Annotated in this window: 10 protein-coding genes and 5 tRNA genes; 10 read left to right on the top strand and 5 right to left on the bottom strand. The window is 66.4% G+C overall.

Annotated features, from left to right (window positions below; translation table 11 throughout):
• Positions 1-15: 15 nt before the first annotated feature.
• The 4 genes from ccoP to ccoN are packed head-to-tail and all read right to left on the bottom strand — an operon-like array spanning position 16 to position 3,215.
• A complete protein-coding gene (gene ccoP / locus P8934_RS14640; protein WP_278031690.1) occupies positions 16-945 on the bottom strand; it encodes a cytochrome-c oxidase, cbb3-type subunit III in 930 nt (309 codons plus the stop codon).
• Positions 942-1,157 (bottom strand): cbb3-type cytochrome c oxidase subunit 3, encoded by a 216-nt coding sequence (locus tag P8934_RS14635; protein ID WP_133636396.1) that lies wholly within the window; start codon positions 1,155-1,157, stop codon positions 942-944. The genes ccoP and P8934_RS14635 overlap by 4 nt, the downstream gene beginning before the upstream one ends.
• Positions 1,158-1,159: 2 nt before the next feature.
• Entirely contained in the window at positions 1,160-1,768 is a 609-nt protein-coding gene (gene ccoO, locus P8934_RS14630; protein WP_133636397.1) for a cytochrome-c oxidase, cbb3-type subunit II, read from the bottom strand.
• 22 nt (positions 1,769-1,790) lie between these two features.
• Positions 1,791-3,215, bottom strand: a complete 1,425-nt coding sequence (gene ccoN / locus P8934_RS14625; protein ID WP_133636398.1) for a cytochrome-c oxidase, cbb3-type subunit I — start codon at positions 3,213-3,215, stop codon at positions 1,791-1,793.
• Positions 3,216-3,378: 163 nt separating this feature from the next.
• Here ccoN and P8934_RS14620 point away from each other — a divergent pair, with 163 nt between their 5' ends.
• The 10 genes from P8934_RS14620 to P8934_RS14575 all read left to right on the top strand — a co-directional run bounded on the left by P8934_RS14620 (position 3,379) and on the right by P8934_RS14575 (position 11,995).
• Complete coding sequence (locus P8934_RS14620; RefSeq protein ID WP_347403439.1) at positions 3,379-4,101, top strand: alpha/beta family hydrolase; 723 nt, start codon at positions 3,379-3,381, stop codon at positions 4,099-4,101.
• Between the two features lie 136 nt (positions 4,102-4,237).
• A tRNA-Val gene (locus tag P8934_RS14615) sits at positions 4,238-4,313 on the top strand.
• Positions 4,314-4,355: 42 nt separating this feature from the next.
• Positions 4,356-4,432 (top strand) — tRNA-Asp (locus P8934_RS14610).
• A gap of 28 nt (positions 4,433-4,460) precedes the next feature.
• Positions 4,461-4,537: transfer RNA gene (locus tag P8934_RS14605), tRNA-Asp, on the top strand.
• A gap of 39 nt (positions 4,538-4,576) precedes the next feature.
• Positions 4,577-4,653 (top strand) — tRNA-Val (locus P8934_RS14600).
• A 3-nt stretch (positions 4,654-4,656) separates the two neighbouring features.
• Positions 4,657-4,733, top strand: a tRNA-Asp gene (locus tag P8934_RS14595).
• 175 nt (positions 4,734-4,908) lie between these two features.
• On the top strand, positions 4,909-6,921 hold the full coding sequence (locus P8934_RS14590; protein ID WP_278031689.1) for an NADPH-dependent 2,4-dienoyl-CoA reductase: 2,013 nt from the start codon (positions 4,909-4,911) through the stop codon (positions 6,919-6,921).
• Between the two features lie 268 nt (positions 6,922-7,189).
• Positions 7,190-9,112: a PrkA family serine protein kinase gene (locus tag P8934_RS14585; RefSeq protein WP_278031688.1), complete on the top strand. Its 1,923-nt coding sequence runs from the start codon at positions 7,190-7,192 to the stop codon at positions 9,110-9,112.
• Between the two features lie 15 nt (positions 9,113-9,127).
• Complete coding sequence (locus P8934_RS14580) at positions 9,128-10,414, top strand: YeaH/YhbH family protein (protein ID WP_278031687.1); 1,287 nt, start codon at positions 9,128-9,130, stop codon at positions 10,412-10,414.
• Between the two features lie 30 nt (positions 10,415-10,444).
• Positions 10,445-11,995, top strand: coding sequence for a SpoVR family protein (locus P8934_RS14575; protein WP_278031686.1), 1,551 nt, complete (start codon positions 10,445-10,447; stop codon positions 11,993-11,995).
• A gap of 70 nt (positions 11,996-12,065) precedes the next feature.
• Here P8934_RS14575 and P8934_RS14570 read toward each other — a convergent pair whose 3' ends face one another.
• On the bottom strand, positions 12,066-12,380 hold the full coding sequence (locus tag P8934_RS14570) for a high-potential iron-sulfur protein (RefSeq protein WP_133636403.1): 315 nt from the start codon (positions 12,378-12,380) through the stop codon (positions 12,066-12,068).
• Positions 12,381-12,699 lie beyond the last annotated feature (319 nt).

Genomic DNA, 12,699 nt, shown 5'->3' with positions numbered 1-12,699 from the left:
CCCGAGGCGCTTGTCTCAGTCCTCGAAGCGCAGGCTGTAGACGTAGGCGGCGACGAGGTGGACCTTGTCCTCGCCGATATAGGCGGCCTGGGCCGGCATGTGGCCATTGCGGCCGTTGCGCAGGGTCTGGCGCACCGAGTCGCCCAGCGACTGGCCGGGTGCCTGGTAGAGCCAGGCATCGTCGGTCAGGTTGGGGGCGCCCAGCGCCTGGTTGCCGGTGCCGTCGGGCATGTGGCAGGCGGCGCACACCGAGGCGAACACCGCGGCACCCTGCTCGGCGCGCTGTTCGTCCTCGGCGTTGCCGGAGAGCGACAGCACGTGCTGGGTGACGTTCTCGATGTTCTCGCTGCCCAGCTGCTGCCAGGAGGGCATCAGGCCGTTGCGGCCGTTGGCGATGGTATGGACGATGTTCTCCGGCTCGCCACCATAGAGCCAGGCGTCATCGGTCAGGTTGGGGAAGCCATAGCCCCCCTGGGCCCCTGAGCCGTGGCAGACCGCGCAGTTGTTGAGGTAGATGCGCTCGGCGACCTGCATGGCCTCGCCGTCCTTGGCCAGTTCCGGGATCGGGACCTCCTGGTACTGGGCGAAGATCGGGGCGAAGCGCTCCTCGGCACGGGCCACCTCCTCCTCCCACTGGCTCTCCTGGCTCCAGCCCAGCAGGCCGGCGAAGTTGCCCAGGCCCGGGTAGAGCACCAGGTAGCCCAGGGCGAAGATCACCGTGCCCACATAGAGCTGGAACCACCAGCGGGGCAGAGGATTGTCGTACTCCTCGATGCCATCGGCGGCATGGCCGGTGGTATCCACGTTGCCCTCGGCATCGGGGGTCTTGTCGGTCTTGCGGTTGGCGTAGAGCAGCCAGAAGGCAATCCCGATGGAGCCCAGCGTGATGACGATGATCCAGGCGCTCCAGAAGCCGGAAAGGGAGTCACCCCAAAGATTATTCATGTGTTCCTGTCTCCCCTGTCATGGCGGGAATCGGTCTCGCGCGAGGCGCTCGTGTCACGGTTCGCTGGTGCATCATCCTCGTCGGCGAAGGGCAGGTTCTTTGCCTCGTCGAAGTCCTTCTTGCGTCGCTTCGAGTAGGCCCACAGGGTGAGCCCGATGAAGGCGATGATCAGGATGCCCGTGATGATGCCGCGAAAGGTCCCGGTATCCATAGTCAGCGTGTGCCCTCGAGCACGGTGCCAAGCTGTTGCAGATAGGCGACCAGCGCGGTGATCTCCTGCTCGCCGCGCACCTCGCGGGTGGCGTTCTCGATCTGCTCGTCGGTATAGGGCACGCCGAGGGCCCGCAGGGCGCGCATCTTCTTCGGCGTGTCCTCGCCATCCAGGGTGTTCTCGAACAGCCACGGGTAGGCGGGCATGACCGACTCCGGCACCACGTCACGCGGGTTGTAGAGGTGGGCGCGATGCCAGTCGTCGCTGTAGCGGCCGCCGACGCGGGCCAGGTCCGGCCCGGTGCGCTTGGAGCCCCACAGGAAGTTGTGGTCGTAGACCGACTCGCCGGCCACGCTGTAGTGGCCATAGCGCTCGGTCTCGGCGCGGAAGGGGCGGACCATCTGCGAGTGGCAGCCGACGCAGCCCTCCCGGCGGTAGATGTCGCGGCCCTCCAGCTCCAGTGCGGAGAGCGGCTCGAGCCCCTCGACAGGTTCGGTCGTCTGCTTCTGGAAGAACAGCGGTACGACCTCGGCCAGGCCGCCGAAACTGATCACCACCAGGATCAGTACGGCAAGCAGGCCGACGTTCTTTTCGACGATCTCGTGTCTCATTGGTGTCGGTTTCCCCGTTGGCTCAGGCAGTCTGCGGAATCGGCTGACGGGCGCCTTCACCGCGCCGGACAGTCATGAAGACGTTGAAAGCCATGATCAGCATGCCGGTGACCCAGCACAGGCCGCCGATCAGGCGCACGATGTAGCCCGGGCCGCTGGCCTCCACGGATTCGACGAAGGTGTACATCAGGGTGCCGTCGGGGTTGATGGCGCGCCACATCAGGCCCTGCAGGATGCCGTTGACCCACATGGCGGCGATGTAGAGCACGGTGCCAATGGTCGCCAGCCAGAAGTGCACGGCGATCAGGTTGACCGAGTGCATCTCGGTGCGGCCGAACAGGCGCGGGATCAGGTGGTACATGGAGCCGATGGTGATCATCGCCACCCAGCCCAGGGCGCCGGCATGCACGTGACCGATGGTCCAGTCGGTGTAGTGGGAGAGGGCGTTGACGGTCTTCACCGCCATCATCGGCCCCTCGAAGGTGGACATGCCGTAGAAGGAGAGGGCCACCACCAGGAAGCGCAGGGTCGGGTCGGTGCGCAGCTTATGCCAGGCGCCGGAGAGGGTCATCATGCCGTTGATCATGCCGCCCCAGGAGGGGGCCAGCAGGATGATCGACATGATCATGCCCAGCGACTGGGCCCAGTTGGGCAGGGCGGTGTAGTGCAGGTGGTGCGGGCCGGCCCACATGTAGACCATGATCAGCGCCCAGAAGTGGACGATGGACAGCCGGTAGGAGTAAACCGGACGCTCGGCCTGCTTGGGCACGAAGTAGTACATCATCCCCAGGAAGCCGGCGGTCAGGAAGAAGCCCACCGCGTTGTGGCCGTACCACCACTGCACCATGGCGTCGATGGCGCCGGCGTAGATGGAGGTCGAGTACATGGGGGTGACCGGGATGGCGGCGTTGTTGACGATGTGCAGCACCGCCACGGTCAGGATGAAGGCGGCGAAGAACCAGTTGGCCACGTAGATGTGGGAGGTCTTGCGCAGCTTGATGGTGCCCAGGAAGACGATGGCATAGCTGATCCAGACCACGGCGATCAGGATGTTGATCGGCCACTCCAGCTCGGCATACTCCTTGGTGGTGGTGTAGCCCAGCGGCAGCGAGACCACCGCGGAGACGATCACCGCCTGCCAGCCCCAGAAGGTGAAGGCCGCCAGCTTGTCGCCGAACAGCCGCGTCTGGCAGGTCCGCTGCACCACGTAGTAGGAGGTGGCGAACAGTGCCGAGCCGCCGAAGGCGAAGATCACGGCGTTGGTGTGAAGGGGGCGCAGGCGGCCGAAGCTCGTCCACGGCAGTCCCAGGTTCAGTTCCGGCCATACCAGCTGTGCGGCAAGGATGACACCGAGGGTCATGCCCACGATGCCCCACACCACCGTCATGATCGCGAACTGCCGAACTACCTTGTAGTTGTAGGTCGGGTGTTCAAATGCTGTGCTCATGTCAGGATCCCATCGAACGCGGTTTGGGGGTGTCCCGCGGCATTCTGCCTCGGGGCGACCTCCGCAGGATGATGCAGGTCTATAACCACCGCCGATTCTAGCGCAGGCGTGCGACAAGCTGAACACGCCAATGTGTTGATTCATGAACGCGAAGGGGCTGAAATTGTCAGACCATTTTTGTCGGGATTTGCCGCCGATCGATCGCCAGTCCCTGCACCGGTTGATGCGGGATGGCGAGCCCGGTGGCGGGAACATCGAGGGCCTCGGCCCCCTGGAAGTGCGTGGAGAGTGTCGGGTGGGCCGGCTGATGATGGCTCACGGCGCCGGTGCGGGGCAGGATTCAACCTTTCTGCAACGGTTGCGCGAGGCGCTGGCCGGAGTGGGGGTGCAGACACTGGCTTTCGAGTTCGCCTACCTGCAGCAGATGCGCCGCGAAGGCCGGCGTCGGCCGCCACCCAGGGTCGACCGACTGGTCGATGAACTGGCCCGCTGGTGCGACAGCGTGTCGCACCACGACCTTCCGCTACCCTGGCTGGGCGGCAAGTCGATGGGCGGGCGTGTCGCCAGCCTGCTCGCGGCCCGCGACGGTGCCCCCGGGCTGGTGCTGTGCGGCTACCCCTTCCATCCGCCCGGCAAGCCCGAGCGCCTGCGGCTCTCCCACTGGCCGCTGCTGGGCTGTCCGACCCTGGTGGTGCAGGGCAGTCGCGACCCCTTCGGGACGCGTGACGAGGTGGCGGGCTATGCGCTCCCCGACGCGGTGCGGCTTCACTGGCTCGAGGATGGCGACCATGACTGGAAGCCGCGGCGCGCCTCGGGCAGGACCCAGGCGCAACTGATCGACGAGGGGGCGGCGGCGATCGCCGCCTTCATGATCGCCCACGCCTGAAACTCCCGCATTGCGGGCGATGCGGGCAAGTCGATGAAAGGGCGGTGGTTCTTCGTTCATGAGGCGCGCCTCGGGGCGATGCGAAAAGCGTTGACATTGGTCGGGGCCCCTGTAGAATGCAGCGCCACGTGACCGGGGGTGGTTAGCTCAGCTGGGAGAGCACCAGCCTTACAAGCTGGGGGTCACAGGTTCGAACCCTGTACCACCCACCATCGCCTCGGCGATGCCCGATCATGTCGCAGGAAGATTGCAGCGGACCGGTAGTTCAGTTGGTTAGAATGCCGGCCTGTCACGCCGGAGGTCGCGGGTTCGAGTCCCGTCCGGTCCGCCATCGTCTTCCCCGTCGCAGGTCATCTTGCGGACCGGTAGTTCAGTTGGTTAGAATGCCGGCCTGTCACGCCGGAGGTCGCGGGTTCGAGTCCCGTCCGGTCCGCCACGATGGCATGACGACAGCAGCAAGCTTGCAGTAACGCGTGGGTGATTAGCTCAGTTGGTTAGAGCACCAGCCTCACATGCTGGGGGTCACTGGTTCGAGTCCGGTATCACCCACCACGCGGACCGGTAGTTCAGTTGGTTAGAATGCCGGCCTGTCACGCCGGAGGTCGCGGGTTCGAGTCCCGTCCGGTCCGCCATCTGCAGTCGAATTCTTCAGCCCCGAGGCCTTCCAGGCCTCGGGGCTGTCTCGTTGGTGCCAGGCTATCCCTCCCGCTCCCCGCTATCATGGGGCGATGATCCTTTGCGTCATCCGGTTCGATTATCATACAGTTGTTTGAATTCGATCGCCGTTCCGAACGTGAGGACCCTGCCGTGAGTGCTTATCCCCAGCTGTTCCGCCCCCTGAGGGTCGGCCACCTGACGCTGCCCAACCGGGTGCTGATGGGCTCCATGCACACCAACCTCGAGGAGGCGCCAGGCGGCTTCACGCGGCTGGCGGCCTTCTATGCCGAGCGGGCCCGGGAGGGGGTAGGGCTGATTGTCACCGGCGGCATCGCCCCCCTTCCGGAGGGCGCCGTCTTCGAGGGGGCAGCGACCCTCGAGCGCGCCGAGCAGGTGGCGGACCACCGTGGGGTGGTCGAGGCCGTGCACGAGGCCGGTGGACGCATCTGCCTGCAGATCCTGCACGCCGGGCGCTATGCCTACACGCCGGAGCTGGTGGCGCCCTCGGCACTCCAGGCCCCCATCAATCCCTTCCTGCCCCGGGAGCTCTCCGGCGACGAGGTCGAGGCGCGCATCGAGGCCTACGTGCGCTGCGCGACCCTGGCCCGGGAAGCCGGCTATGACGGGGTCGAGGTGATGGGGTCGGAGGGCTACCTGATCAACCAGTTCATCTGTCCGCGCACCAACCATCGCGACGATGCCTGGGGAGGCAGCCTCGAGAACCGCCTCCGCTTCCCGGTGGAGGTCGTGAAGCGCATCCGTGAGGCGGTGGGGAGCGACTTCCTGCTGATCTTCCGGCTGTCGATGATCGACCTGGTGGAGGAGGGCAGCACCTTCGAGGAGGTCGTCGCCCTGGGACGCGCCCTCGAGGCCGCCGGGGCCGACATGATCAACACCGGTATCGGCTGGCACGAGGCGCGCGTCCCGACCATCGTCACCAGCGTGCCTCGGGCCGCCTTCACCGAGGTGACGCGGCGCATGAAGGCCGAGCTCAGGGTGCCGCTGATCACCACCAACCGCATCAACATGCCGGAGGTCGCGGAGCGGGTGCTCGCCGAGGGGCACGCCGACATGGTCTCCATGGCGCGCCCCTTCCTGGCCGACCCGGCCTGGGTGAGCAAGGCCGCCGCGGGGCGCAGCGAGGAGATCAATACCTGCATCGCCTGCAACCAGGCCTGCCTGGACCAGGTCTTCCTGGGGAAGGTGACCTCCTGCCTGGTCAATCCGCGTGCCTGCCACGAGACGGAGCTGGTGGTCGCCCCGGCCACTGCGCCGCAGGCGATCGCCGTGGTGGGCGGCGGCCCCGCCGGGCTTGCCACCGCGGTCACCGCCGCCGAGCGCGGCCATGCCGTGACCCTGTTCGAGCGAGCAACGGAGCTGGGTGGCCAGTTCAACCATGCGCGGCGGATTCCCGGCAAGGAGGAGTTCGACGAGACGCTGCGCTATTACCGGGTGAGGCTCGACAGGCTGGGCGTCACGGTGCGCCTGGGAACCGAGGCGGATGTCCAGACGCTGCGCGAGTTCGATGCGGTGGTGCTGGCCACCGGCGTGCGGCCGCGCCGGCTCGCGCTGCCGGGCATCGACCACCCGAAGGTCATCGGCTACCCGACGGCGATCACCCATCCCGAACGGGTCGGCCGGCGCGTGGCGGTCATCGGCGCCGGTGGCATCGGCTTCGACGTGGCGGAACTGTTGACCCACGCCGGCGACACCTCGCCATCTGTCGCGGCCTGGTGCGACGAGTGGGGGGTGGACCTGGGGGTGGCGGGGCGCGGTGGCCTCAAGCCGGCCGAGCGTCCCGCGACGCCTCGCCAGGTCGTCCTGCTGCAGCGCAAGACCAGCAGGCCGGGCAAGGGGCTCGGCAAGACCACCGGCTGGGTGCACCGGGCCTCGCTCCGGCATCGCGGGGTCGAGACGCTGGTCGGCTGCGAGTATCTCGGCATCGACGACGAGGGGCTGCATCTCCGCCTCGATGGCGAGCCGCGCTGTCTCGAGGTCGATACCGTGGTGGTCTGCGCCGGCCAGGAGCCGGTGCGTGAGCTGCTTGCGCCGCTCCAGGCGGCCGGCATGGCCGTGCATGTCATCGGTGGTGCCGATGAGGCGGCGGAGCTCGATGCCCGCCGGGCCATCGAGCAGGGAACCCGGCTGGCCGCTCGGCTCTGACCCCGTCGCGGCCACGTTGTCGGCCGCCTGCTCCCGCCCGCTGTCCGTCGGCCCCCGCTGGCGGGCAGCGTCGTTTCAGCGTTTAATCTTTCGCGATCCCTCATGAACCCAGTGGTGCTCGCCGGGCTCTCAGTGGTGAGGGCTCGGCTGCGTTGATTGGTGAGGCAAACCGTTATCCGCTGATGCTGTCTACGCTGATGAGACCCACCCCCCGGCCTGTCGCCACCCTGTCTGAGTGGCCGGGGAACCGGGCATACAGGAGGCATCGATGAGCATCTTCGATCATGTGCAGAACCGCTTCGCTCGCGTCCAGCAGGAAGAGATGACCCTGCAGGAGTACCTGGAACTCTGCCGCCGGGAGCCCGTGGCCTATGCCACGGCGGCCGAGCGGATGCTGGAGGCCATCGGCGAGCCAGAGGTGATCGATACCGCGAAGGATCCGCGGCTGTCCCGCATCTTCTCCAACAAGGTGATCCGCCGCTATCCGGCCTTTGCCGAGTTCTACGGCATGGAAGAGGCCATCGAGCAGATCGTCGCCTACTTCCGTCATGCCGCCCAGGGCCTCGAGGAGCGCAAGCAGATCCTCTACCTGCTCGGCCCGGTGGGTGGCGGCAAGTCATCCCTGGCCGAGCGGCTCAAGCTGCTGATGGAGAAGGTCCCCTTCTATGCCATCAAGGACTCGCCCGTCTACGAGTCGCCGCTGGGCCTGTTCTCCCCGGAGGAGGATGGTGAACTGCTGGAGAAGGAGTACGGCATCCCCCAGCGCTACCTCAAGAGCGTGATGTCGCCCTGGGCCGCCAAGCGCCTCAAGGAGTATGGTGGTGATATCTCCCAGTTCCGGGTGGTGCGCCTCTACCCCTCGCGGCTCAACCAGGTCGCCATCTCCAAGACCGAGCCCGGCGACGAGAACAACCAGGACATCTCCTCGCTGGTGGGCAAGGTGGATATTCGCCAGCTCGAGCTCTACTCCCAGGACGACCCGGACGCCTACAGCTTCTCCGGCGGGCTGTGCCGGGCCAACCAAGGGCTGATGGAGTTCGTCGAGATGTTCAAGGCGCCGATCAAGGTGCTGCATCCGTTGCTGACGGCGACCCAGGAGGGCAACTACAACCCCACCGAGGGCATGGGCGCGATCCCCTTCGACGGCGTGGTGCTGGCCCACTCCAACGAGAGCGAGTGGCAGACCTTCCGCAACAACCGCAACAACGAGGCCTTCCTCGACCGGGTCTACATCGTCAAGGTGCCCTACTGCCTGCGGGTCACCGAGGAGATCAACATCTACAGGAAGCTGCTCGAGCACTCCTCGCTGGCCGAGGCGCCCTGCGCGCCGGATACCCTGCGCATGCTCGCCCAGTTCTCGGTGCTCTCGCGGCTCAAGGAGCCGGAGAACTCGAGCATCTACTCCAAGATGCGGGTCTATGATGGCGAGAACCTCAAGGATACCGACCCCAAGGCCAAGTCGATCCAGGAGTACCGCGATGCGGCCGGGGTCGACGAGGGGATGGAGGGGCTGTCGACGCGCTTCGCCTTCAAGATCCTCTCCAAAGTGTTCAACTTCGATAACCACGAGGTGGCGGCCAACCCGGTCCACCTGCTCTACGTGCTCGAGCAGCGCCTGGAGCAGGAACAGCTCCCGCGGGAGACCTTCGAGCGCTACCTGCGCTTCATCAAGGAGTTCCTGGCCCCGCGCTACGTCGACTTCATCGGCAAGGAGATCCAGACGGCCTATCTCGAGTCCTATTCCGAGTACGGCCAGAACATCTTCGACCGCTACGTCACCTACGCCGACTTCTGGATCCAGGACCAGGAGTATCGCGACCCCGAGACCGGCGAGTTCCTCGACCGCCAGGCCCTCAACGAGGAGCTGGAGAAGATCGAGAAGCCGGCCGGCATCTCCAACCCCAAGGACTTCCGCCACGAGGTGGTCAACTTCGTGCTGCGGGCGCGTGCCCAGAACAACGGCATGAACCCCAGCTGGCAGTCCTACGAGAAGCTGCGGGGGGTGATCGAGCACAAGATGTTCGCCAACACCGAGGAGCTGCTGCCGGTGATCTCCTTCAACGCCAAGGCCTCGACGGCAGACCAGAAGAAGCACGAGGACTTCGTGGCACGCATGGTCGACCGCGGCTACACCGAGAAGCAGGTGCGCCTGCTCTCCGAGTGGTACCTGCGGGTCCGCAAGTCGCAGTAGGCCGAGGAGGTCGTCATGACCTATTTCATCGATCGTCGAGCCAATGCCAAGCACAAGAGCGCGGTCAACCGCCAGCGCTTCCTCGACCGCTACCGCACCCATATCAAGCGGTCGGTCGAGGAGGCGGTGAACCGGCGCTCGATCACCGACATGGAGCGCGGCGAGAAGGTCTCGATTCCCTCCCGGGACATCTCCGAGCCGGTCTTCCAGCACGGCCCGGGGGGCAAGCGCGCCATCATCGCGCCGGGCAACAAGGAGTTCGTCGAGGGGGACCGGCTGCGCCGCCCCGGCGGCGGGGGCGGGGGTGATGGTGCCGGGGAGGGGGGCGCCTCCAACCAGGGCGAGGGCATGGACGAGTTCGCCTTCACCCTGAGTCGCGAGGAGTTCCTCGACTTCGTCTTCGACGGCCTGGAACTGCCCCACCTGGAGCGCAAGAACCTGGTGGACCTCGACGAGGTGCGCCCGGTGCGTGCCGGGGTGTCGAAGGAGGGGGTGCCGGCACGCATCAACATCGTGCGCTCCATGCGCGAGGCCCAGGCCCGGCGGATCGCCATGCGGGCGCCGATCCGTCGGGCCCTGCGCGAGGCCATGGAGGCGCTGGCCGAGGAGGAGCGCAAGGACCCGGTGCTGCGTAACCCGGCGCGCATCACCGAGCTCAAGGAGGAGATCGAGCGTCTGGAGAAGCGTCTGGAGGCGGTGCCCTTCATCGACACCTACGACCTGCGCTACAACAACCTGGTCGACCAGCCGCAGCCCTCGAGCAAGGCGGTGATGTTCTGCGTGATGGATGTCTCGGGCTCCATGACCCAGGCCCACAAGGACATCGCCAAGCGCTTCTTCCTGCTCCTCTACCTCTTCCTCGAGCGCAACTACGAGAAGGTCGAGCTGGTCTTCGTGCGCCACCATACCGCGGCCAAGGAGGTCGACGAGGAGGAGTTCTTCTACTCCCGGGAGACCGGCGGCACCATCGTCTCCAGCGCCCTGACGCTGGTCGACGAGATCATCGAGGCCCGCTACCCGCCCGGGCAGTGGAACCTCTACGTGGCGCAGGCCTCGGACGGCGACAACTGGGACGACGACTCCATCACCTGTCGCGACCTGCTCGTCGAGCGCCTGATGCCGCGGCTGCAATACTTCACCTACGTGGAGATCACTCCCCATGCCCACCAGGCGCTGTGGGAGGAGTACGAGCGGGTGGAGGCCGAGTATGCCGAGCGCTTCGCCATGCGCCAGATCGTCGAGGCCGGGGACATCTATCCGGTCTTCCGCGAGCTGTTCAAGCGCCGCATTGCCGGCACTTGACGACCAGAGCAGGCGGCCCGAGGAGGCAGCATGACCCGACGCAAGCCCATCGCCACCGGTTCCGACTGGAACTTCGAGATCCTCGACGCCTTCGAGGAGGAGATCGCACGCCTGGCGGACGAGTATCGCCTGGATACCTATCCCAATCAGATCGAGGTCATCACCACCGAGCAGATGATGGATGCCTATGCCAGCGTGGGCATGCCGGTGGGCTATCACCACTGGTCCTTCGGCAAGCAGTTCCTGGCCGTCGAGCAGGCCTATCGACGCGGCCAGATGGGGCTCGCCTATGAGCTCGTGATCAACTCCGACCCCTGTATCGCCTACCTGATGGAGGAGAACACCCTGATGATGCAGGTGCTGGTCATGGCCCACGCCTGCTATGGCCACAACTCCTTCTTCAAGGGCAACTACCTGTTCCGTACCTGGACGGATGCCTCCTCCATCGTCGACTACCTGGTGTTCGCCCGGAAGTACATCAGCGAGTGCGAGGAACGCCACGGCGTGGCCGCGGTGGAGCAGCTGCTGGATGCCTGCCACGCCCTGCAGAACTACGGCGTCGATCGCTACAAGCGCCCCTCGCCGGTCTCCGCCGCCGAGGAGGCGCGGCGCCAGAAGGAGCGCGAGGCGCACCTCCAGGCCCAGGTCAACACCCTGTGGCGCACCATCCCGGGGCGCCCGCGCGGGGATGCCCTGCCCGGCATGGCCGACGAGGAGGACCCGCTGGGCCTTCACGAGGGCGGCCGCTATCCCCCGGAGCCCCAGGAGAACCTGCTCTACTTCATCGAGAAGAACGCCCCGCTGCTGGCCCCCTGGCAGCGCGAGGTGGTGCGCATCGTGCGCAAGCTGGCCCAGTACTTCTACCCCCAGCGCCAGACCCAGGTGATGAACGAGGGCTGGGCGACCTTCTGGCACTACACCCTGATGAACCGGCTCTATGAGGAGGGCCTGGTGGATGAAGGGCTGATGCTGGAGTTCCTGCAGTCGCATACCGCGGTGGTCAACCAGCCGGCCTTCGACAGCCCCTACTTCAGCGGCATCAACCCCTACGCGCTGGGCTTCGCCATCTTCACCGACCTGCGGCGCATCTGCGAGGCGCCGACGGAGGAGGACCGGCAGTGGTTTCCCGACACCGCCGGCGGCGACTGGCGGGAGACCCTGGAGTTCGCCATGAAGAACTTCAAGGACGAATCCTTCATCCAGCAGTTCCTGTCGCCCAAGGTGATCCGCGACCTCAAGCTGTTCATGGTGGTCGACGACGACCAGGAGGAGATGCTGGAGGTGGCGGCGATCCACGATGAGCGCGGCTATCGGCGCATCCGCGAGTCCCTCGCCACCCAGTACGCCCTGGCCGTGCGTGAACCCAATATCCAGGTCTACTCGGCGGACATCCGCGGTGACCGTTCACTGACCCTGCGCCACGTCCAGGACAGTCGGCGTCCGCTGGCGCGCAGCGTCTACCCGGTCATCCGCCACCTCCACCAGCTGTGGGGCTTCCCGGTTCGGCTGGAGTCGGTGCAGGACGAGGAGGTGGTGCGCCGCTACCACTGGCCGCTGCCCGAGGAGGAGCGCCGTGACTAAGGCGTTCTAACGACGAGACCCGCGCCATGGCGCGGGTCTCGGATTCCCTCTTGCTTCCTGTGAGGGCGGGTCAGGCCTGGGCTGTCCAGGACTGGCACCAGCCGCCCGGCTCGACGCTGTTCTGCGGGAACAGCTGGCAGCCTTGGCTGTCGGCCTGATAGAACATGCAGTTGTCGCACTGCTCGCCTTCCTCGTAGGCCGGGTGGTCGCTGGCGTCGCTGGCGTTCTCGACGTAGTTCAGGGCCTGGGCCTGTTCGGCGCTCGGGTCGAGACGCGGCAGGTCCTGGGCGAAGGCGCTCTTCGACAGGATGCCGGCGCCGAGGGGCAGGGCGGCAAGGCCCAGCAGGCTGTTGCGCATGAAGTCACGACGGCTATGGTCGGCCATGGTCTCTCCTTGTCATCACGGTGGGTCTGGGGGTCACGGTGGGCATGCGGGTGCCCGTTTCTTCTTGGCGGGTGGTCGCGCCACCTCTTGATCCGACAGGCGCGTCCCTGCGGAGTTCGTCCAAACAATGGTAGTAAACTGGTGGGGGGATCGCGAACCGGCCGGGGCCTGTGCGGCAATCCGCCGCACAGGCCCCGGCCATTGAGGCGAGCCCCGGGATTCGCGGGCGGCCCCTCGGTTCAGCGACCTCGATGGCGCTGCTATACTCGCGCCAGCTGCGGCGGCCGCCCGGTCGGGTGCAGAACGAGACGTGCGCGCA

Origin of the sequence: Halomonas sp. CKK8 (assembly GCF_029625235.1) — a bacterium.
Taxonomy (GTDB): Bacteria; Pseudomonadota; Gammaproteobacteria; order Pseudomonadales; family Halomonadaceae; genus Halomonas; species Halomonas ventosae.
Note: the sequence above shows the minus strand (reverse complement) of the source record. Positions and strands in the feature narration are given on the sequence as shown.